The sequence below is a fragment of the Mesonia maritima genome (genome assembly GCF_042433895.1).
In the GTDB taxonomy this organism is placed as follows: Bacteria; Bacteroidota; Bacteroidia; order Flavobacteriales; family Flavobacteriaceae; genus Mesonia; species Mesonia maritima.
In genome coordinates, this window is sequence record NZ_JBHLUA010000003.1 from 19,093 (window position 1) to 41,303 (window position 22,211).

16 protein-coding genes and 1 pseudogene are annotated in these 22,211 nt (G+C 34.8%); all 17 read left to right on the forward strand.

All coding sequences use genetic code 11. The features are described 5' to 3' along the window. Window positions 1-41: 41 nt before the first annotated feature. The 17 genes and pseudogenes from ACFFGL_RS01065 (at window position 42) to ACFFGL_RS01145 (ending at window position 22,207) form a co-directional block, all read left to right on the forward strand. Window positions 42-1,304 (forward strand): TolC family protein, encoded by a 1,263-nt coding sequence (locus ACFFGL_RS01065; protein ID WP_309727173.1) that lies wholly within the window; start codon window positions 42-44, stop codon window positions 1,302-1,304. 11 nt (window positions 1,305-1,315) lie between these two features. Beyond that, entirely contained in the window at window positions 1,316-1,858 is a 543-nt protein-coding gene (locus ACFFGL_RS01070) for a DUF3347 domain-containing protein (protein WP_309727174.1), read from the forward strand. 3 nt (window positions 1,859-1,861) lie between these two features. Next, window positions 1,862-3,082: a permease gene (locus ACFFGL_RS01075; protein ID WP_309727175.1), complete on the forward strand. Its 1,221-nt coding sequence runs from the start codon at window positions 1,862-1,864 to the stop codon at window positions 3,080-3,082. A 1-nt stretch (window position 3,083) separates the two neighbouring features. Next, window positions 3,084-3,644 carry a helix-turn-helix domain-containing protein gene (locus ACFFGL_RS01080; RefSeq protein ID WP_309727176.1) on the forward strand — a complete coding sequence of 187 codons (561 nt, stop codon included), beginning with the start codon at window positions 3,084-3,086 and terminating at the stop codon, window positions 3,642-3,644. 68 nt (window positions 3,645-3,712) lie between these two features. Further along, a complete protein-coding gene (locus ACFFGL_RS01085; protein ID WP_309727177.1) occupies window positions 3,713-6,433 on the forward strand; it encodes a heavy metal translocating P-type ATPase in 2,721 nt (906 codons plus the stop codon). A gap of 19 nt (window positions 6,434-6,452) precedes the next feature. Continuing rightward, window positions 6,453-8,117 carry an efflux RND transporter periplasmic adaptor subunit gene (locus tag ACFFGL_RS01090; RefSeq protein ID WP_309727178.1) on the forward strand — a complete coding sequence of 555 codons (1,665 nt, stop codon included), beginning with the start codon at window positions 6,453-6,455 and terminating at the stop codon, window positions 8,115-8,117. Window positions 8,118-8,214: 97 nt separating this feature from the next. Continuing rightward, the gene (locus ACFFGL_RS01095; protein ID WP_309727179.1) at window positions 8,215-8,811 is read left to right on the forward strand and encodes an HD domain-containing protein; all 597 of its coding nucleotides are present in this window, start codon (window positions 8,215-8,217) and stop codon (window positions 8,809-8,811) included. Between the two features lie 137 nt (window positions 8,812-8,948). Further along, entirely contained in the window at window positions 8,949-9,254 is a 306-nt protein-coding gene (locus ACFFGL_RS01100; protein ID WP_309727180.1) for a DUF6660 family protein, read from the forward strand. Window positions 9,255-9,328: 74 nt separating this feature from the next. Beyond that, window positions 9,329-13,663 (forward strand): annotated as a pseudogene (locus tag ACFFGL_RS01105) (CusA/CzcA family heavy metal efflux RND transporter). Between the two features lie 10 nt (window positions 13,664-13,673). Continuing rightward, window positions 13,674-14,837 carry an efflux RND transporter periplasmic adaptor subunit gene (locus ACFFGL_RS01110; protein WP_309727181.1) on the forward strand — a complete coding sequence of 388 codons (1,164 nt, stop codon included), beginning with the start codon at window positions 13,674-13,676 and terminating at the stop codon, window positions 14,835-14,837. Window positions 14,838-14,904: 67 nt separating this feature from the next. After that, a complete protein-coding gene (gene udk, locus ACFFGL_RS01115) occupies window positions 14,905-15,513 on the forward strand; it encodes a uridine kinase (RefSeq protein ID WP_309727182.1) in 609 nt (202 codons plus the stop codon). An 18-nt stretch (window positions 15,514-15,531) separates the two neighbouring features. Beyond that, window positions 15,532-15,855, forward strand: coding sequence for an FtsB family cell division protein (locus tag ACFFGL_RS01120; RefSeq protein WP_309727183.1), 324 nt, complete (start codon window positions 15,532-15,534; stop codon window positions 15,853-15,855). A 1-nt stretch (window position 15,856) separates the two neighbouring features. Beyond that, window positions 15,857-17,239, forward strand: coding sequence for a methylmalonyl-CoA mutase subunit beta (locus tag ACFFGL_RS01125; protein WP_309727184.1), 1,383 nt, complete (start codon window positions 15,857-15,859; stop codon window positions 17,237-17,239). 5 nt (window positions 17,240-17,244) lie between these two features. After that, complete coding sequence (scpA, locus tag ACFFGL_RS01130) at window positions 17,245-19,371, forward strand: methylmalonyl-CoA mutase (RefSeq protein ID WP_309727185.1); 2,127 nt, start codon at window positions 17,245-17,247, stop codon at window positions 19,369-19,371. A 114-nt stretch (window positions 19,372-19,485) separates the two neighbouring features. After that, window positions 19,486-20,397, forward strand: a complete 912-nt coding sequence (locus tag ACFFGL_RS01135; RefSeq protein ID WP_309727186.1) for a hypothetical protein — start codon at window positions 19,486-19,488, stop codon at window positions 20,395-20,397. Between the two features lie 69 nt (window positions 20,398-20,466). After that, window positions 20,467-21,348: an SDR family oxidoreductase gene (locus ACFFGL_RS01140; RefSeq protein WP_309727187.1), complete on the forward strand. Its 882-nt coding sequence runs from the start codon at window positions 20,467-20,469 to the stop codon at window positions 21,346-21,348. 94 nt (window positions 21,349-21,442) lie between these two features. Beyond that, a complete protein-coding gene (locus ACFFGL_RS01145) occupies window positions 21,443-22,207 on the forward strand; it encodes a ParA family protein (protein WP_309727188.1) in 765 nt (254 codons plus the stop codon). Window positions 22,208-22,211 lie beyond the last annotated feature (4 nt).

The window sequence follows — 22,211 nt, forward strand, 5'->3', positions numbered from 1 at the left end:
AGAAGTTAGAAGTTAGAAGTTAGAAAATTATAAAAAGTAATATGAAAATTCAAAATTTAAAATTTAAAATTCAAAACTTCCTAAATGGAAATTTGACATTAAGTTTGATAATAATCTTAGTTTTCGGATTCAATACAAACGCTCAAATTTTAGAGAATTATGTTGAACAAGCGCAAAATGCTAATCCCCAAATTGAAGCGCTAGAATTAAAATATAAAGTTGCCTCAGAAAAAGTGAACGAAGCCAATACGTTACCTAATACAGAAGTTGGCGCCGGCTATTTTGTTAGTGAACCCGAAACACGAACCGGAGCGCAAAAAGCAAAATTATCGATTAAACAAATGATGCCTTGGTTTGGAACCATAACTGCACGCGAAAATTACAGCACTTCCCTAGCCGATGCCGCTTATGTTGATATTGCTATCGCTAAACGAAAATTAGCACTTTCAGTTACGCAAACCTATTACAAACTTTATGCGCTAAAAGCGAAACAAAAAATCTTGCAACAAAATATTGATTTGTTAAATACCTATGAAGAATTAGCACTAAATGCGATAGAAGTGAACAAAGCTTCTTCAGTAGATGTGTTGCGATTACAAATTCGACAAAATGAATTGATGGAGAAAAAAGATTTATTAATGGGCGATGAACTTGCGTTGGAAACTCGATTTAATAATTTATTGAATAATGAAGTTGAAAACAATATTCTAGTAGAAGACTCACTTACAATTCCCGATGAAGAACCCATTTTAGCGATTGAAGATTTAAAGGTGCATCCAGAATTAGAAAAATATGATAAACTCTACGCATCGGTTAAAGAAGCTGAAGAATTAAATCAAACCGAAAATGCTCCTGCAATTGGTTTTGGTATCGATTACATTGCCGTAGAAAAACGTCCTGAGATGAATTTTACCGACAACGGAAAAGATATTTTCATGCCGATGGTTTCCGTTTCAATTCCTATTTTTAACAATAAATATAAATCGGTAACGCGACAACACGAAATTCAGCAGCAAGAAATAGAAGCACAAAAGAGAGAGATGAAAAATAACTTAGAAACTACTTTAAAAGAAGCTATTCAGCAGCGAATTTCAGCTAGAATAAGTTACCAAACGCAATTTAAAAATATAGAAAAAGCTAAAGATGCCGAAGAAATTTTATTGAAACAATATGAAACCGATATCCTCGATTTTCAGGATGTATTGGATATTCAAGAATTACAACTCAAATTTCAACTTCATCAAATAGAAGCTATCAAAAATTATTATTTACAAACCGCAATTATAAACTATATCAGTAACTAAATTTTACACTTATGAAACGAAATTTATTAATCACAGGATGCCTTTTAGGAGTTTTAAGTTTAACTTCTTGTAAAAATGAGGAGAAAAAAAATGAAAATTCTTCAATCGAAAAAACTGAAGAGAAAAGAACAAAAGAAAAAGAAAACACCGAAAGCAAGCCACTCGCTTTTGAAAGCGAAAATCAATATGAAACCATTCGTTTATACCTGGATTTAAAAGATGCTCTTGTAAGAAGCAACAGTTATTCGGCTAAAAAAATAGCAGAAATTATCATCTTAAAAAATGAAAATTCTGAAACCGGAAAATTAGCAAAACAAATTGTAGAGAATGAAAATAAACTTGAAAAACAACGTGAAGCCTTTTTCAAATTAAGTGAAGAAATGGAAGAAATGATAACGCAACATATTAAAGGCGGAAAGCTGTATAAGCAATATTGCCCAATGGCTTTTAATGGCGAAGGTGCTTTTTGGATTTCCGATTCCGATAAAATTTTAAACCCATATTTCGGTGAGAAAATGCTAAAATGCGGAAATGTGGAAAAAGTACTAAAATAATTTATGCAGACATTTCTAAAACAATGGGGAGAAGCTGCCAATACCACCTTGGGTTTCTTTTGGATGGCCCTATGGGCGTTTGCCTTAGGTTACATTGTAAGCAGTATGATACAAGTTTTTGTAACTGAAAAGAAAATGCAAAATGCCATGGGCAAAGACCAAAAAAAAGGTGTCTTACTGGGAACCTTTTTCGGTTTTATTAGTAGCTCGTGCAGTTTTGCAGCTTTGGCTACGACTAAATCTTTGTTTAAAAAAGGGGCTAGTTTTGTAGCTTCCATCGCTTTTTTATTGGCATCGACCAATTTGGTGATTGAATTAGGAATTATCATTTCTATATTTTTAGGTTGGCAATTTGTAGTGGGCGAATATGTAGGCGGAATTCTACTTATTCTTATTTCTTGGCTACTCATTCGGATAATCAATCCTAAAAAACTTATTGAAAAAGCGAGAAAAAATCTTTCAGATCAAGAAGAAGATGAAGACGATTCTTCTAAATCTTGGAAAAAGAAAATTAAATCGGAAGAAAGTTGGGCCAAAGTGGCCAAACAATACGGAATGGAATGGAAAATGGTCTGGAAAGACGTCACTGTTGGTTTTACCATCGCCGGGATTGTAGCCGCTTTTGTGCCCGATTCATTTTTTCAAACGCTATTTATCAATACCGGAAACGGAAACTCTGACTTTGGTTTTTTCACCATTTTAGAACATATCATCGTTGGTCCGGTTACCGCTTTTCTCACCTTTATTGGTTCGATGGGGAATATTCCTTTAGCAGCTTTGCTTTTTGGAAAAGGCGTTAGTTTTGCCGGAGTAATGGCTTTTATTTTTAGTGATTTGGTCGTATTTCCCGTATTGCGGATCAACGCCAAATATTACGGCTGGAAAATGTCAATTTTCATCTTGTTTTTATTATTTACCGCTTTAATCGGCACTTCACTTGTCTTGCATTATAGCTTTGATTTGTTGAGTATTTTACCGGATTCATCCCAAGTAAATATTCAAGACCAAGAATTTTTCAAAATTGATTATACATTTTTCCTCAACCTAGCTTTTATCGCTATTTCTGGATATCTAGTTTATTTAGGATTTTTCAAAAAGAAAGATTTAATGTATATGAAAGAAATGGCGCCCAAAAGCAAACTCTTGGAAAGCATTTTAAAATATGCTGCCTTGGTTTGTTATGTTTGGTTGACCGGCGGAATGATAGTCAAGTATTTTTTATAAAATGAAAAAAGAATTCTACATCAAAAATATGGTTTGCGACCGTTGCAAAATGGTGGTACAGCAAATTGCAGAACGTTTTCATGCGGAAGCTGAAGAAATTCAATTAGGGAAAGTTGTACTGATTATTCCTCATGATTTTGATGAAACCAAGTTTAGGGAAGCTTTACAAAAAGACGGATTCGAATTAATGAAGCATCCCGAAATTCAACTTGCAGAAGAAATTAAGATTGAATTGATTCATCTAATTGAAAATAACAATTCCGAAGAAAATATTTCAAGCTATCTAGCTAATCAGCTTCATAAAGATTACAGTTTATTGAGTAAAACCTTCAAAAAAACCGAAGGGCAAACCATAGAAAAATTCTTTATCAAACTCAAAATAGAAAAGGTAAAAGAATTGATTCAGATGAATAAATTTTCGTTTTCAGAAATTGCTTATCGACTCGATTATAACTCCATCAACCATTTATCCAATCAGTTTAAAAATTTAACGGGAATAACGATGAGCGAATACAAAAACAGTAAAGATTGGAACCGAATTTCACTCGATAAAATTGTGTAAATCCTATCGGTAATTCTGTAAATCGAACGCAAGAAAACGCTTTAACTTTGGTATATAAAGTATAAAAAATGAAACACACTTATCATATACACGGAATGTCTTGCTCGGGTTGCCAAAACCACGTGCAACAAACCTTAGCCAAAGTTAACGACGTAAAAAATGTTGACGTTAATCTTGAAAAAGAACAAGCTGAAATTGAAATGGAAAAACACATTCCGCTTGAAAAATTTCAAGAAGCTTTAGAAAACGATGGTGGAAATTACTCAATTCATCTTCCTCAAGAACATTCTAACACCATGAAACATACGTATCATATTCATGGAATGTCTTGCTCGGGTTGCCAAAACCACGTACAACAAACCTTAGCTAAAGTTAGCGGAGTAAAAAATATTGAAGTCGATTTAGCCAATTCGAAAGCTGAAATTGAAATGGAAAAACACATTCCACTTAAAACATTTCAAGAAGCTTTAGAAAACGACGGTGGAAATTATTCTATTCACTTACCTGAAGAAAAAATTCAACCACAAAAAAAAGAAAAAAACTCACCTAAAAATGGCACCGGAGTTTATTACTGTCCGATGCATTGCGAAGGTGAAAAAACTTACGAAGAACCCGGTGATTGCCCGGTTTGCGGAATGGATTTGGTGGAAGAAGTTTCTGCAAAACCTACAGGAACTCAATATACTTGCCCCATGCATCCTGAAGTGGTTCAAGATTATCCCGGTTCATGTCCCAAATGCGGAATGGATTTGGTACCTAAAGAACCTGATTTATCTGCGGAAGAAAAAAGCTACCGTAAACTGAGTAAAAAATTCTGGCTCGCCCTGGCATTTACCCTTCCGGTATTTATCATTTCGATGTCAGAAATGCTCCATAACAATCCACTTTACGATATTTTGAAGTTAAAGTATTGGAACTGGATTCAATTAGGTTTATCGATTCCGGTCGTGTTTTATGCTGCTTGGATGTTTTTTGAACGCGCCTATAAGTCCATCAAAACTTGGAACCTCAATATGTTTACACTTATTGGAATTGGCTCCGGAGTGGCGTGGATTTTTAGTGTCGTGGCATTACTGTTTCCCAATCTTTTCCCACCCCAATTCAAAACGGAAAGTGGAACTGTTCACGTTTATTTTGAAGCGGCTACAGTCATTCTCACCTTGGTACTATTAGGTCAAGTGATGGAAGCACGGGCACATAGTAAAACCAATTCTGCCGTAAAAGAATTGATTAAATTAAGCCCGAATGAAGCTACTAAAGTAGTTAATGGGAAAGAAGAAAAAATTTCAGTCGACCAAATTGAAGTTGGTGATGTTTTACGTGTAAAACCCGGAGAGAAAATTCCGGTAGACGGTGTGATTACGGAAGGTTCCAGTTCTATTGACGAATCGATGATTACCGGTGAACCAATTCCTGTAGAGAAAAACAAAGACGACCAAGTAAGCTCAGGAACTATTAACGGACAACAAAGCTTTTTGATGAAAGCGGAAAAAGTTGGCAATGAAACCTTGCTTTCCCAAATTATCGAAATGGTGAACAAAGCCAGCCGAAGCCAAGCACCTATTCAAAAATTAGCCGATAAAATTTCTGCTTATTTTGTACCGATTGTAGTAGGCGTTTCCATTATTACCTTTACTATTTGGGCATTGATAGGTCCAAGTCCGGCTTATGTCTATGCCTTTGTAAATGCTGTTGCCGTATTGATTATCGCTTGTCCTTGTGCGTTAGGTTTGGCCACACCAATGTCGGTAATGGTTGGTGTTGGAAAAGGCGCGCAAAATGGCGTACTCATCAAAAATGCCGAAGCGCTCGAAAAACTCAATAAAATCGATACGCTTATCGTGGATAAAACCGGAACGCTCACAGAAGGAAAACCCAAAGTCGAAAAAGTTGGATTCGTTAAAAATATTTCAGAAGAAAAAGCACTTCAATTAATTGCTTCGTTAAATCAATATAGTGAGCATCCGCTAGCAAAAGCGACACTTAACTTTGCCAACGAAAAAGATATTCAGCTTCAACAAACTGAAAACTTTGAAGCCATTACCGGAAAAGGAGTTCAAGGAAAAGTGGAGAACGAAACCTATTTCTTAGGAAATAAACGTCTGATGGAAGAAAACTCGATTAGTATTAATGAAAGTCTTCAGCAGGAAATCCTTCAGCAACAACAAAAAGGGAAAACTGTTTCTTACCTCGCGAATCAAAAAGAAGCTTTAGGTTATGTGGTGATTGGTGACCCAATTAAGAAAAGTGCAAAAAAAGCGATTGCCCAACTTCATCAAAAAGGAATTGAAGTAATGATGCTTACCGGTGATAATGAGCAAACCGCTAAAGCAGTGGCTAAAGAAATAGGATTAGATAATTTTAAAGCCAATATGCTTCCCGATGGAAAACAACAGGAAGTAGAACGTTTGCAAAGCGAAGGAAAGCAAGTTGCGATGGCCGGCGACGGAATTAACGACGCTCCTGCCCTAGCCCAAAGTAATATCGGGATTGCCATGGGTACGGGAACCGATGTTGCTATCGAAAGTGCTGAAGTAACCTTAGTAAAAGGCGATTTACACGGCATTGTAAAAGCTCTAAATCTAAGTGATAAAGTGATGAAAAATATTAAACAAAATTTGTTTTTCGCACTTATTTATAACAGCATTGGCGTACCGGTTGCTGCTGGAATTTTATTCCCTTTTTTCGGGATTTTACTCTCTCCGATGATTGCAGCTTTGGCAATGAGTTTTAGTTCGGTTTCGGTTATTACCAATGCGCTTCGCTTACGAGCGGCTAATATTGATTAATCATTTTAGAACAAATAGAATGAAAAAATACCTGATGTACATTGTTTTATTAATAGCCGGAATTTTTCTAGGTTATCTGTTTTTTAATAACTCTTCTTCTAATTCGGAAGAAACCCATCAACATGCGCAAACGGAAAAAGACCAATTGTGGACATGTTCCATGCATCCACAAATTGTCCGCAACGAGCCGGGCGATTGCCCTATTTGCGGAATGGAATTAATTCCAAAGGATGCTGCCGGAAATGAATTGAGCGAAAATCAATTCACGATGACAGCAAATGCAATGGCTTTAGCCAATATTGAAACTACTGTCGTTGGAGAAGCTAAAAGTGATGCGGGAATGCTACAACTTTCTGGAGAAGTTGCCGCTAATGAAAATGAAATCGCTACGCAACCGGCGCATTTTAATGGTAGAATTGAAAAGCTCTATGTAAAATCTTTAGGTGAAAAAGTACGCATGGGACAAGCTGTTGCAAGCGTTTATTCTCCAGAGTTGGTCGCTGCACAACAAGAGTTGATTAGTGCTTATCAAAAAAGGGGAAGCCAGCCACGGTTGTACCAAGCAGTTCGCAATAAATTTGATAACTGGCGAATTAGCGAGCAACAATTACATGAAATTGAAGAAAGCGGAAAGCCTAAAACCAACATTACGATTTATGCTCACGTTTCTGGGGTTGTCACTTCTATTGAAGTAAACGAAGGTTCACACATTATGGATGGCAAACCTATTTTTAAAGTAGCCAATCTTTCTACAGTTTGGGCAGAATTTGATGCTTATGAAAATGAGATTAAGAATTTAAAAGAAGGACAAAAAATTCAGATAAAAACAGAAGCCTATCCTGATAAAAACTTTGAAGCGCAAATTAGTTTTATAGATCCCTTATTCAATTCTTCAACCCGAACAGTAACCGTACGAGCAGAATTAGCAAATAAAAACAACCTTTTAAAACCGGGAATGTTTGTCACCGCCACTGTGAAAAGTGAAGCTGAAAATAAAGTGAACATTTCCATACCAAAATCGGCTGTCATGTGGACGGGGGAGCGTTCATTGGTTTATTTAAAAACCAATGAAAACCCACCTACTTTTGAAATGCGGGAAGTAAAACTGGGTTCTGAAAATGCAAATAAGTATTCCATTTTAAGCGGTCTGCAAAAAGGAGATGAAATTGTGACAAACGGAACTTTTACTGTAGATGCCGCAGCGCAACTTCAAGGAAAAAAATCGATGATGACTTCTGAAAATAATCAGCTTCAACTTTCCCAAGAAACGCAACAACAGTTTTCAAAAGTGATCGAAAGTTACCTTCAACTAAAAAATGATTTGGTAAATGATAATGCCGAAAAAGCAAAAACCTCAGCCCAAAGAGCAATAGAACAATTAAAAGTCATCAATGCGGAAAAAGAAAAAATTTCAGAAAAAATCAAATCTTTAAATGACGGATTCTCTGCTGTGAGTCAATCTAATGACATAAAAAAACAGCGAAAAGCTTTTATTTCACTTTCTGAAGAAATGATTACAGTTTCTAAACAAATTGAGCAAACCAAAAAACTATTCATTCAAAAATGTCCAATGGCCAATAACAATCAGGGAGCCAAATGGTTAAGCTTAGAAGAAGAAATTAAAAATCCCTATTACGGTGCTTCCATGTTAGGTTGTGGCAGTATTATTGAGGTAATTAATTAGAATTCAATTAACAGCTTAGACAATATTTTTTTATTAATTTAGTTAATCAATAAAATCAAATTTATGATATAAAGTTACTTTTCAAAGATGTAACTGTATGAACGCTTTATTAGAAAGAACCAAAAATCACTGTCAACAACTACTTGCAGAAAGTCGATGTAATGAGTTAGCTTTTCATAACTCTCAGCATACGAAAGAAGTATTTAATAGTGCTAAAAGAATTGGTGCTCATGAAAATTTATCTGAGGATGATTTAGAAATTGTACTTCTAGCTGCCTTATTTCATGATACTGGCAATATGGATTGTTTTAAAGGTCATGAGGATGTAAGTGCTAAAAAAGCTTCAGAATATTTGAACAATATTAATTTTGATTCGGCCAAAATTGAAAAAGTGGTAAAATGTATTTTGGCTACCAGAATGCCACAATCACCTACTAATTTGTTGGAAGAAATACTTTGCGATGCAGATTTGGCACATTTGGGCAAAGAAAATTTCATCTCCAAAAATAGATTATTACGTAAAGAATGGAGCGAGCATTTAAAAATGTGTTTTAGTAATAAAGAATGGGTAAAATTGAATATCGATTTTTTAGAATACCATAATTATTTTACTGCCTACGGAAAAAAAGTTCTTCAACCCCAAAAGGAAATTAATCTTAAAATATTAAAGCAACAATTTTCAGAAATTTATTAGGAAAAATTTCCTTCTAGTTAAAATTAATAGCAGCTTATTATTTTTAAAATCATTTAACTCTCAATATTTTTTTAAAAGTTTACGTAATTCATTCAATTTAAAATGGTTCCTAATTTTTCATTTTATATATTTGTACTATGAAATTACTGACCATTTTATTCTCATTCTATTTTTTAGGTCTTGCCGTCATTCCTTGTAGTGATAGTGATTCGCAAGAAACAGATACGGTTTCAGTAGTTTCAGAAAATAATAATCACCATTCTTCAGCAGCAGATTTGTGCACACCTTTTTGTCAATGTCATTGCTGCCACGTTCATATGCTAAATTTCGCACCCATTTCATTTGAAGTTTTAGCACCGGAAATCTCTAAAGAAGAAACACTTCATTTTAACAATTCAGGAATAGATTTTAGCCAAGAGCTACTGCAACCTCCGCGCGTTTAATTCAGTTTAATAGAATACCTACGTCTTTTCGCTATCGCGGAAAAATTTTAATTAACTGAATTAAATCTACTTTCATGATTAATAAAATCATCGATTTTTCAATCCGTAATAAATTTATTATCGGGTTGTTTATAATTTCGTGGATTGGCTTAGGAATTTGGAGTATGAAACAAGTTCCTATCGATGCCACGCCAGACATTACCAACAATCAAGTTCAAGTAATTACCCAAGCGCCCAATCTTGGCACCGAAGATATCGAGCAATTTGTCACTTATCCCGTAGAAGTCGCGATGAGTAATTTGCCGGAAGTTAAAGAAATTCGCTCGGTTTCCCGTTTCGGTTTATCGGTGGTGACAATTGTTTTTAACGATGAAGCCGGTAACTATTTGCCGCGCCAATTAGTTGCGGAAAAATTAACCGAAGTCAGGGAAAAAATTCCTGAAGGCTTCGGGAAACCTGCAATGGGACCAATCTCTACCGGTTTAGGTGAAATTTATCAATATACGCTAGAAATCGAGAACGAACATAAAAATGAATATTCCTTAACCGAACTGCGTAGCATTCAAGATTGGATTATTCGTCGACAAATGGCTTTAGTTCCCGGTGTAGTTGAAGTGAACGCTTTTGGTGGAAAAATTAAACAATACGAAGTTGCCGTAAAACCTGATGAATTAAGAGCAATTAACATCAGTATTTCTGAAATTTTTAAAACTCTTCAGAATAATAACCAAAATACCGGCGGTGCTTATATTGAAAAAAATCATCGTGCTAATTTTATCCGAGGCGAAGGTCTAGCCAGAAATGTTCAAGATATTGAGCAAATGGTTATAAAAAATGTAAACGGCGTTCCCATAAAAATAAATGATGTTGCTGAAGTAAAAATAGGAAACGCGGTTAGATATGGCGCTTTAACAAAAAACGGCAAAGGCGAAGCCGTCGGCGGAATGATTTTAATGCTGAAAGGCGCAAATTCTAATGAAGTGATTCAACGCGTAAAAGATCGCATCGTTCAGATCGAAAAATCGCTTCCCGAAGGAATTCACATTAAACCTTTTTTAGATCGAAGCAATTTAATTTCCAAAACAACCTCAACCGTAACACAAAATTTATTAGAAGGCGGACTCATTGTTATTTTCATCCTCGTGCTTTTACTCGGGAATTGGCGTGGCGGTTTAATTGTCGCTTCCACTATTCCACTCGCACTTTTATTTGCATTTATTCTTATGAATGTGTTCGATGTTTGGGCAAATTTAATGAGTTTGGGCGCGATTGACTTCGGAATTATTGTAGATGGCGCTGTAATTATTGTAGAAAGTACCGTTTTTCTATTCTTACGTTATGCCAACAAAGGAGAAAAACTTTCCTCTTCAACGAAAGATAAACTCACAAAAAATTCTTCAAAAAAAATGATGAACTCTGCCTTTTTCGGGCAGTTAATCATCATGATTGTATTTCTTCCTATTCTAGCTTTAGAAGGCGTCGAAGGAAAAATGTTTCAACCCATGGCGCTTACCTTCATTTTTGCAATGCTTGGCGCGATGATTTTGTGTTTAACCTATGTCCCAATGATTTCTTCAGTTTTTCTGAAAGTATCAAAAAAAGAGAAAAAAAGCTGGGGAGATAAATTTGTATTTTGGGTTGAAAATAAATATGAAAAATTATTGCTGAAGAGTTTACAAAAAGGAAAATGGGTTTTTCTTTCAGCAATTGCACTATTAATTTTAGCCATTTTCTCCTTTACTAAAATGGGTGGCGAATTTATTCCGCAGTTAGACGAAGGCGATATTGCTTTTCACGTAATTTTAAAACCAGGAAGTTCACTAACCGAAGCCACAGAAACCACTACAAAAGTGGAACAAATCATAAAAGCTGAATTTCCAGAAGCAAAAGAAGTAATTAGCAGAATTGGTGTCGCCGATGTTCCTACCGACCCGATGCCGATGGATATTGCCGATACCTTTATTATTTTAAAACCAAAAAGCGAATGGGTTTCAGCCGATAGTAAAGCTGAACTTATTGAAAAAATAAAAAAATCGATAAGTATTTTGCCCGGTATTTCTTATGAATTTACGCAACCCATTGAAATGCGTTTTAATGAACTATTGACTGGTGTTCGTGAAGATGTAGCTATAAAATTATTTGGTGAAGATTTACAAGTCTTGGCAGATAAAGCCAAAGAAATGGGCGAAATAATTTCTAGCGTAGATGGCGTTGCCGATATGAAAGTTGAAGCAACTACCGGTTTACCACAAATTACCATAAATTATAATCGACAAAAATTAGCGCAATACGGTTTAGAAATAAATGAATTAAACACGTTAATTCAAACTGCTTTCGCAGGAGGAAAAGCAGGCGTTATTTTTGAAGGTGAAAAACGCTATGATTTAGTGGTTCGCTTAGCTGAAAACAAACGAAGTACCATTCAAAATGTAGAAAATTTATTTATAAATCTTCCCGATGGAAATCAAATTCCTTTACGTGAAGTTGCAGAAATAAGCTACCAAGCCGGACCGATGCAAATTAGTAGAGATAATACCAACCGAAGAACTTACGTAGGTATAAATATTCGTGATCGTGATGTAAAATCGGTGGTGGAAGATATTCAGCAAAAACTGGACAAAGAATTTAATTTACCTTCCGGCTATTACATTCGTTATGGTGGTGCTTTCGAAAATTTAGAACGAGCGAGTGATCGTTTACAAACGGTTGTACCCATTGCCTTAATTTTAATTTTCATTCTTATCTATTTTGCATTAAAATCGGTTTCGCAAACCTTGATGATTTATTTAGCGATACCGATGGCAACGATTGGTGGAATTTTCGCTTTATGGCTACGTGATATGCCGTTTAGCATTTCTGCCGGTGTTGGTTTTATTGTACTTTTTGGCGTAGCGGTTTTAAACGGATTAGTGTTAATTAACGGGTTAAACGAATTAAAAAGTGAAGGAGAAAATAATCTTTCGACACGAATTTTAAAAGGAACCCGAAGAAGAGTTCGCCCAATTATGCTAACTGCTTTTACTGATGTGTTAGGATTTTTACCTATGGCAATTTCAACTTCCTCGGGCGCGGAAGTTCAACGGCCTTTGGCAACGGTGGTAATTGGCGGATTAATTACCTCAACTTTACTAACCTTATTTATAATTCCTATACTTTATAAATGGATTGAAAACAGAAATTCAACTTCTAAATTTTCATTTAAAAAAATTATTCCTGTTTTTATAATTGGTTTTTTCTTTTTGCCAACAGCTGCAAACAGTCAAGATTTAGAAAAAGCTAAAAGTTCAGAAATCGATTTAAATGAAGCGGTGAAAATGGCGCAGGAAAATTATATTCCGTTAAAAAATACTGAACTCGATATTGAACAATCGAAAACGTATAAAAGTAAGGTTTGGGATTTAGGGTCTACCAAAATTTTTACCAGCGGAGAAGAAATTCAGCAAGAAAATGGCGTTTATACTGTGATTGGTTTTTCGCAGCAAAATATAGATTTATTGGGCGTTTCAGCAAAGAAAAAATATTTGAATTTAAAAATAGCTTCCGCTGAAAATGCTCAAAAACTATCGCGAGAACAAGTTGCAGTAGCCGTAAAAAAAGCTTGGGTAAAAGCCTACGCTGCTAAAAAAACCTATGCTATTTATCAAGAATTAGATTCGTTATATCAAAAATTTCTCAATGCTGTAGAATTAAATTATGAGGTAGAATCGATCTCAAAACTCACCTATACTTCAGCGAAAAATAAAGCCCTTCAAATTAAACTTCAGAAAGAGCAAGCTTTTAGCGATTATCAAGCGAAATTGCAAGAACTAAATTTATGGTTAAGTACTGAAGAGTTTTACGATGTTTCCTAGAGAAATCCTATGATTGAAAAGCCTTATTCAAAAGAAATATCACTTGAAAATCATCCTGAAATTTCCTTATTAAAAAGTGATTTGGAAACCGCTGAAGCCAAATATAAAGTGGCAAAAGCAGATTTATTACCAAAATTTAATTTGCAATACGGTTTCCAGCAAATAAGTGGAAATAACGGTTATTATTCTTATCAAGCTGGTATTTCAATTCCTTTATTTTCTGGAAATGAAAAACAGATAAAGAAAAGTTCTGCCATCGCAATTGAACGTTCAGAAAATGAATTGGCTTTCCGAAAAAAAGCGTTAAAAGCTGAATATGCTTCTGCTTATCAAAAATTTGAAAAGTGGCAAAAATCCTATCAGTTTTATATAGAAGAGGCTTTGCCTTTAGCCGAAGAACAAAAAAAAGGCGCTTTATTGGCTTATCGGGAAGGTTCAATAGATTTTAGAGATTTTACTGAACTGCTGAAAGAAACCTTAGAAACCGAATTAAATGCTATAAACGCGCATCAAAATTATTTAAACGCACTTTTTGAATTAGCATACTATCAACTTTAATACAAAACTTATGAAACCTATATATTTTTTATTCAGCTTATTAATTTTAATCACTTCGTGTGAACAAGAAAAGAAAGAAAAAGAAACACCGCAAAAAGAAGAAATTACACAAACCGAAGAAGGAATTAAACTTTCAGAAAAACTATTTAACGCGCTTCAACTAAAAGTAGATACGCTCACTCACCGAAATATGAGCGGTTATGTAGAAGCGAATGGTCGACTGGAAGTTCCACCACAAAACGAAGCTACAGTTACTACGGTTATTGGTGCAAATGTAGTTTCCATAGAAGTAATTGAAGGCGATGAAGTTAAAAAAGGAGAAATTGTTGCGTATCTATCGCATCCCAATATTATTGAACTTCAGAGTGATTATATCGAAAGTTTTAATCAGTTACAATTTCTGGAAAAAGAATTTAACCGTCAGCAAAAATTACACGAAGGTGGCGTTGGATCGGGTATGAATTTTCAAAAAGCTGAAGCCAATTATCGTGCTACAAAAGGAAAAGTTAGCGGATTAGAAGCCAAATTACGTTTATTGAATTTAAACGCGAATTCAATTCAACTTGGAAATATTCAGGAAAAAGTCGCTTTACGAAGTCCAATTGAAGGTTTTGTGCAAAAAGTTGAAGTGAAAACAGGACAATTTGTACAACCGCAAACCAATTTATTTGAAATTATAAATACACATCACATTCACGCCGATTTAATGGTGTATGAAAAAGATGTTCATAAAATTGAAAAGGGACAAAAAATTAGATTCACCGTGCAATCGTTAGCCAATACAGAATTAGCTGCCGAAATTTATTCCATTAGTAAAACGTTTGAAGAAAAACCAAAAGCGGTTCACGTACACGCCGAAATAAAAGATAAAAAAGAACATCTAATTCCGGGAATGTATATTCAGGGAAAAATTCAAACCGAAGAAAATTCGCAATTAGCGATGCCAGAAAGTGCAATTGTACAAGAAGGCGATCAGCATTTTATTTTTAAAGCAGAACAAAAAAATTCAACTTGGATATTTACACCAATTGAAATAAAACCGACCGGACAAGATGGAAAATGGATCGCTTTTAATTTATTAGAAGAAATAGCTCCTAATACAAAATTCTCCTACAACAATGCGTATTATTTATTAGCGGAATCTCAAAAAGATGAAGGAGGTCATCATCATTAATTTTCATTTTTCGCGGAAGTATTTCATAACACGAAATAATGATTAATTTTGCAGGAAAATCAAGATTATGCTCATTATTGGAATCGCCGGCGGAACCGGTAGCGGAAAAACTACCGTTGTAAATACTATTATTGAAGAATTGCAACACGAAGAAGTGGCTGTAATTTCACAAGATTCGTATTACCGCGACACCAGCGATCTTTCCTATGAACAGCGCACAAAAATAAATTTTGATCATCCGCAATCCATTGATTTTGAATTATTAGTTGAACATTTAAAGCAATTAAAAAAAGGCAAATCAATTCCGCAGCCGGTTTACTCTTTTAAAGAACATAACAGAACCGGCGAAACCATTGAAACACCACCAAAAAAAGTGATGTTGGTAGAAGGAATTTTAATTCTCACCAATCCTGAATTGCGGAAATTATTCGATATAAAAATTTACGTCCACGCAGATAGCGATGAGCGATTAATTAGAAGGTTAAAACGTGATATTGAAGAACGCGGTCGCGATTTAGACGAAGTATTAAATCGTTACCAAACTACGTTAAAACCTATGCATCAGCAATTCATAGAACCAACGAAAGAATTTGCCGATATTATTATCCCGAATAATCGTTACAATACCGTAGCTGTTGATATTGTTCAAACAATTATCAGGCAACGTTTAGACTAAATTTGTATCTTCGTAGCGATGAGTCTAAAAGAACTTCGCGATAAAAAATGGTTTAAGATTATAAGCAATAAATATGTGCTTATTCTCTTATTTTTTGGTATCTGGATGTTTTTTCTCGACAGCAATTCTTGGCTCGTGCATCGCGAATTAGATCAAGAAATCAACAATCTTAACGACAATAAAAAATATTACCAAACCGAAATCAGTAAAGATAAAGCCATCATTAAAGGTTTAGACGATTCGTTTGAACTCGAAAAATTTGCCCGTGAAGAATATTTTATGAAACGCGAAAACGAAGAAGTCTTTATTATTGAATACCAAGACAGCCTCAAAAAAGATTAATATGAGTAAAAAATTATTTAATGATTTTCCGGAGGTTTCTGCCAAAGAATGGAAACAAAAAATTCAGGTAGATTTAAAAGGAGCCGATTATGAAAGTCTTATTTTTCATACCAATGAAGGAATTGATATAAAACCATTTTATCATCAAGAAGATGTAGCCGAAAAAACTATTTCAGCAACGCCAACCGATTGGAAAATTACCGAGCGTTTTGTAATTCAAGACGAAGAAAATATTCATATAAAACTCCAAGAGAGTTTAGAAAAAGGTTCTGAAAGTTTGTGGCTCCAAATTACTTCAGCAGAAGTAAATATTATTAAAATTCTAGAAAAATTAGATTTAGCTGAACTTCCCATATTTTTAGAATTTCAGTTTTTAAATAAAAATAAAGCCGAAGAATTAACCGCTTTTCTTCAAGATAAAAAGCATAAAATTTCTGTCGGAATCGATATAATCGGAAATCTTGCCGAAAGCGGAAATTGGTTTCAAAACATAGATGCCGATCACGAAAACCTTGCAGCTTTTATTGAATTACAAAATTCACTAGAAAGTAGCATTTCCATTAATACGGAAATTTATCAAAACGCCGGGGCAAATTGTACGCAACAATTGGCTTATGCAATGGCGCACGTTAATGAATATTTAAATCATATTTCAGCAAATTTCCCAACAGAAGCTAAAAAATTTAAACCGACTTTTAAAATAGCATTAGGTTCTAATTATTTCTTTGAAATTGCTAAACTGAAAGCTTTACGTAATTTGTATGCCACGATTGCTTCAGCTTATGAAATGCCGGAAGAAATTAGTATTATCGCTTTTCCGACCAAACGGAACAAAACACTCTACGATTATAACGTAAATATGTTACGGACCACAACAGAATGTATGAGCGGAATTTTAGGCGGCGCAGATTCGGTTTGCAATTTTGCTTACGATGAAATTTATCATCACGACAACGAATTTGGAAGAAGAATTGCCAGAAATCAGCTTTTAGTTTTAAAAAACGAAAGCTATTTTGATAAAGTAGCAAATATCAGCGACGGAAGTTATTACATTGAAACCCTTACAGAACAATTAGCAGAAAAAGCTTTAGAAGTTTTTAAAACCATCGAAAAAAGTGGTGGATTTTTAAAGGAATTAAAAGAAGGAACAATTCAGCGAAAAATAAAAGAAAGTGCCGATAAAGAACAAACCCAATTTGATAATGGTGAAATCACGTTAGTCGGCACCAACAAATATCTGAATGAAGAAGATAAAATGAAGCAAGACATTGAAGTTTACCCGTTTTTAAAACATGAAAAACGTAAAACTTTAATCGCACCCATTATTCAAAAACGCCTCGCTGAAAAAAGTGAACAACAACGACTAGCAACCGAGAATCAGTAAAGACGATGAGCAGAAAAGACCTTCAACATATAGAACTCAAAAAAGCACCTGCAAGAAAACAGGAAAATGCGACTTATAAAACTGCTGAAAATATAAAAATTAAAAAAGTATATTCAGCAGACGATCTCGAAAATTTACAGCATCTAAATTATGCAGCGGGAATTCCGCCTTATTTACGCGGACCTTATTCTACAATGTATGTAAAACGTCCGTGGACCATACGTCAATACGCCGGTTTTTCTACTGCGGAAAAAAGTAATGCATTTTACAGAAGAAATTTAGCGGCGGGACAAAAAGGACTTTCGGTTGCGTTCGATTTAGCTACCCATCGCGGTTACGATAGCGATCACGAACGCGTTGCTGGCGATGTTGGTATGGCAGGCGTAGCGATAGATTCTGTTGAAGATATGAAAGTTCTCTTCGATCAGATTCCGTTAGATAAAATGTCGGTATCAATGACCATGAATGGCGCTGTTTTGCCAATTATGGCATTTTATATTGTCGCTGCTGAAGAACAAGGTGTAAAACCTGAACAACTTTCAGGAACTATTCAAAATGATATTTTGAAGGAATTTATGGTGCGAAATACCTACATTTATCCGCCTACGCCTTCCATGAAAATCATTTCAGATATTTTTGAATATACTTCTAAAAATATGCCTCGTTTCAACAGCATAAGTATTTCAGGATATCATATGCAAGAAGCCGGCGCAACGTGTGATATTGAATTAGCTTACACTTTAGCCGACGGTTTAGAATACATTAGAAAAGGTTTAGGAGCCGGAATGGATATTGACAGTTTCGCTCCGCGTCTTTCTTTTTTCTGGGCAATTGGGATGAATCATTTTATGGAAATTGCTAAGATGCGCGCCGGAAGAATGCTTTGGGCTAAATTGGTCAAACAATTCAACCCAAAAAATCCAAAATCGCTTTCGTTACGGACACATTGCCAAACAAGCGGTTGGAGCTTAACCGAGCAAGATCCATTTAATAATGTAGCGAGAACTTGTATTGAAGCTGCAGCAGCAGCATTTGGTGGAACGCAAAGTTTACATACGAACGCTTTAGATGAAGCAATTGCCTTACCTACCGATTTTTCTGCGAGAATTGCGAGAAATACGCAGCTTTATTTACAAGATGAAACCCAAATCACCAAAACAGTAGATCCTTGGGCAGGAAGTTATTATGTTGAAAAACTGACTGATGATATTGCGCAAAAAGCCTGGAAACTTATTGAAGAAGTTGAAGAATTAGGCGGAATGACCAAAGCGATTGAAAAAGGAATCCCGAAAATGCGCATTGAAGAAGCTGCGGCTAAAAAACAAGCAAGAATCGATAGCGGACAAGATATTATTGTAGGAACAAATCGTTACCGTAGAGAAAAAGAAGACCCAATTGTAACACTAGAAGTTGACAATAAAACCGTTCGAAAACAACAAATTGAACGTTTAGAAAAAATAAAAGCCGAAAGAAACACTTCAAAAACAGAAGCAGCTTTAGCGAAATTAACGGAAGCCGCGGAAAAAGAAGAAGGAAATTTATTAGCTTTAGCAGTAGATGCAGCAAGAGAACGAGCTAGCATTGGAGAAATTAGTATGGCTTTAGAAAAAGTTTACGGAAGACATAAAGCACAAATTAAATCGTTTAGTGGCGTGTATAGTAAAGAAATTAAAGACGATGCTTCATTCAATAAAGCAAAAGTATTAGCAAATGAATTCGCGGAATTAGACGGTAGACGTCCACGAATTATGATTGCCAAGATGGGGCAAGATGGCCACGATCGCGGTGCAAAAGTAGTCGCGACAGGTTACGCCGATGTCGGTTTTGATGTAGATATTGGTCCGTTATTTCAAACACCTCAAGAAGCTGCAAAACAAGCAGTAGAAAATGATGTCCACGTTTTAGGTGTTTCTTCTTTAGCAGCTGGTCATAAAACTTTGGTTCCGCAGGTAATTGAAGAATTAAAAAAATTCGGTCGCGAAGATATAATGGTAATTGTTGGTGGAGTAATTCCTTCCGCAGATTATGATTATTTATTTGATGCTGGAGCGGTAGCTGTTTTTGGTCCCGGAACAAAAATTAGTGAGGCTGCTATTCAGATTTTAGAAATCTTGATCGATTCGGTTGAATAATTTTATTTCAATAGAAAATTTTTTAAAAAAGAGAACGAACATTCGTTCTCTTTTTTTATTTGTAAATACTAAATAAAAAACGTAACGTTTCATATATAAATAAACCTATTTATTATGAAAAACGCTTTAATTATTTTATCTGCATTTATCTTATTTTCGTGTAATTCTGATGATGATGATGATGATGATGATGTAGATTCTACAACTAATCCTACTGTATCATCCCTGACAATTAATTCCTTTAAAGAAACTATTGATAGACCTGCTATTGATGGGTATGAAAGTTATAAAGAAATAACTGCTGGCGATATTGTTCAAAATAAATTTATGAATTATACGGTTGAAACTTATTTTGATGATGAATTGAAGGAAGATAATCAATACAACTATTTCATCTATCAGAATGAAAAAACTACAGAATTTTATCCTATTTCTGAAAAAACGCAAGGAACAACTCAGCAGTTATTTTATGACAATAACTCAAAATTATCGGGGATCTATTGGGAAAAAATAAACCGCTATTACAGAATAATTCATAATGGAAATAACATTGACTATTTTGAACGTTTAACAGGTTCTCTTGAAAATCCTAATACAGAAGTTATCATAAGACATATTTTAAAATTTGATAATAATGATAATGTCATAAAAGCCGGTATTGATCAAGATTTAGATGGTGTAATGGATTTTGAAAATAAATTTATATATGATGAAAGTAATAATCTTACAACTATAGAAATGGCAAATGGAACTACAGTTAATATCAGCTATTCAAGCATTAAAAACACAAAATCTTTTGTACTGGATAACTCCTTTGGTAAACGAGTAAGAAGATTATTCTGCAGCGAAGTTTACGGCTCTTCTATGACAGAGGCTATAGAAAATTTAGAGCATTCTACACATTTAACCAATAAGGATCTTTCATCGGCTATTTCTATTGAAACAAACCAAGCTAATTTTTACACAAAATATCAAAGAGAGGGATACGAAAATGCCACTCATACAATTGAATTCTTTTTTGAATAGTATTAATTTTTCATGCTTAAATGATGTCATTTTTAAAAGAAGTTATATTTTTAATGAAAACTAAATCCCATGAATTTCAATAAAAAAATGCTTCGCGATGATGCTTTAAAAGGAAAAAATATTGTAGTAACTGGCGGCGGAAGTGGTTTGGGAAAAGCCATGACCAAATACTTCTTAGAACTGGGAGCACAAGTAGCCATTACTTCCCGAAATCTAGAAAAACTTCAAAATACTACCAAAGAATTAGAAAAAGAAACTGGCGGAAAATGTTTTGCCATTCAATGCGATGTTCGTCATTATGATCAAGTTGAAAAAATGCGCAATGAAGCCATTTATAAAATGGGAAGCGTAGATGTGTTGCTGAACAATGCCGCAGGAAACTTCATCTCTCCTACCGAGCGACTTTCAGCAAACGCTTTTGATACCATTATCGATATTGTTCTAAAAGGAAGTAAAAACTGTACGTTAGCCTTTGGTAAACATTGGATCGACAAAAAAGAAAAAGATAAAACCGTTTTAAATATCGTCACCACTTATGCCTGGACAGGTTCCGCTTATGTGGTTCCTTCCGCAACAGCAAAAGCCGGTGTTTTAGCGATGACGCGTTCACTTGCGGTAGAATGGGCAAAATACGGGATTCGGTTTAACGCCATCGCACCGGGTCCATTCCCTACAAAAGGTGCTTGGGACAGATTATTACCCGGCGATTTAAAAGAAAAATTCGATTTAGCTAAAAAAGTTCCTTTAAAACGAGTTGGTGAACATCAAGAATTAGCCAATTTAGCGGCTTATTTAGTGTCAGATTTTTCTGCTTATGTAAATGGCGAAGTAATTACAATAGACGGTGGTGAATGGTTAAAAGGCGCCGGACAGTTCAATTTATTAGAGCAAATTCCAGAAGAAATGTGGGATCAATTAGAGCAAATGATTAAGCAGAAAAAAAATAGTTAATTTTAGTTATTCACATTTCAAAAAAGTGTTAACAAATTCCATTTTCAATTGGAAGAATTAATTGTATTTTTACTCTCTAAATTAAGACGAGTTAATGGGTAAAATCATTGCAATTGCTAATCAAAAAGGTGGTGTAGGAAAAACCACAACATCAGTCAATTTGGCTGCTTCTTTAGGAGTTTTAGAAAAAAAAGTTTTATTGATCGATGCAGATCCACAGGCAAACGCTACTTCCGGTTTAGGAATAGATGTAGAAACTGTAGAGTTAGGCACGTATCAATTACTAGAACATACGCAAAAAGCTGAAAACGCTATTATAAAAACAGAATCTCCAAATGTAGATATCATTCCGGCGCATATCGATTTGGTGGCGATTGAAATTGAATTGGTAGATCAAGACCAACGCGAGTCGATGCTGAAAAAAGCGGTAGAAGGTTTACGCGATAAATATGATTATATCTTAATAGATTGCGCTCCATCGCTTGGTTTACTTACGCTGAATGCGTTAACCGCTGCAGATTCTGTAATTATTCCTATTCAATGTGAATATTTTGCCTTAGAAGGCTTAGGAAAATTGTTGAATACTATAAAAAGTGTTCAAAAAGTTCACAACACCAAATTAGATATTGAAGGACTTTTATTAACAATGTACGATGCTCGTCTCCGACTTTCAAATCAAGTAGTCGATGAGGTGAAAAAACATTTTGATGAAATGGTTTTCGAAACTATTATTCAGCGAAATGTACGTTTAAGCGAAGCCCCAAGTTACGGTGAAAGTATTATAAATTATGATGCGGGAAGTCGCGGTGCTAGCAATTATTTAAGCTTAGCGGAAGAAATTATAAAGAAAAACCGATAGATTC

Bases quoted from the DNA above. Each gene is read 5' to 3' on its own strand.
- ACFFGL_RS01065 (WP_309727173.1), top strand. From the start codon at position 42: ATGAAAATTCAAAATTTAAAATTTAAAATTCAAAACTTCCTAAATGGA.
- scpA (WP_309727185.1), top strand. From the start codon at position 17,245: ATGAGCAGAAAAGACCTTCAACATATAGAACTCAAAAAAGCACCTGCA.
- ACFFGL_RS01095 (WP_309727179.1), top strand. From the start codon at position 8,215: ATGAACGCTTTATTAGAAAGAACCAAAAATCACTGTCAACAACTACTT.
- ACFFGL_RS01110 (WP_309727181.1), top strand. From the start codon at position 13,674: ATGAAACCTATATATTTTTTATTCAGCTTATTAATTTTAATCACTTCG.
- ACFFGL_RS01085 (WP_309727177.1), top strand. From the start codon at position 3,713: ATGAAACACACTTATCATATACACGGAATGTCTTGCTCGGGTTGCCAA.
- ACFFGL_RS01080 (WP_309727176.1), top strand. From the start codon at position 3,084: ATGAAAAAAGAATTCTACATCAAAAATATGGTTTGCGACCGTTGCAAA.
- ACFFGL_RS01145 (WP_309727188.1), top strand. From the start codon at position 21,443: ATGGGTAAAATCATTGCAATTGCTAATCAAAAAGGTGGTGTAGGAAAA.
- ACFFGL_RS01075 (WP_309727175.1), top strand. From the start codon at position 1,862: ATGCAGACATTTCTAAAACAATGGGGAGAAGCTGCCAATACCACCTTG.
- ACFFGL_RS01120 (WP_309727183.1), top strand. From the start codon at position 15,532: ATGAGTCTAAAAGAACTTCGCGATAAAAAATGGTTTAAGATTATAAGC.
- ACFFGL_RS01090 (WP_309727178.1), top strand. From the start codon at position 6,453: ATGAAAAAATACCTGATGTACATTGTTTTATTAATAGCCGGAATTTTT.
- udk (WP_309727182.1), top strand. From the start codon at position 14,905: ATGCTCATTATTGGAATCGCCGGCGGAACCGGTAGCGGAAAAACTACC.
- ACFFGL_RS01135 (WP_309727186.1), top strand. From the start codon at position 19,486: ATGAAAAACGCTTTAATTATTTTATCTGCATTTATCTTATTTTCGTGT.
- ACFFGL_RS01125 (WP_309727184.1), top strand. From the start codon at position 15,857: ATGAGTAAAAAATTATTTAATGATTTTCCGGAGGTTTCTGCCAAAGAA.
- ACFFGL_RS01140 (WP_309727187.1), top strand. From the start codon at position 20,467: ATGAATTTCAATAAAAAAATGCTTCGCGATGATGCTTTAAAAGGAAAA.
- ACFFGL_RS01070 (WP_309727174.1), top strand. From the start codon at position 1,316: ATGAAACGAAATTTATTAATCACAGGATGCCTTTTAGGAGTTTTAAGT.
- ACFFGL_RS01100 (WP_309727180.1), top strand. From the start codon at position 8,949: ATGAAATTACTGACCATTTTATTCTCATTCTATTTTTTAGGTCTTGCC.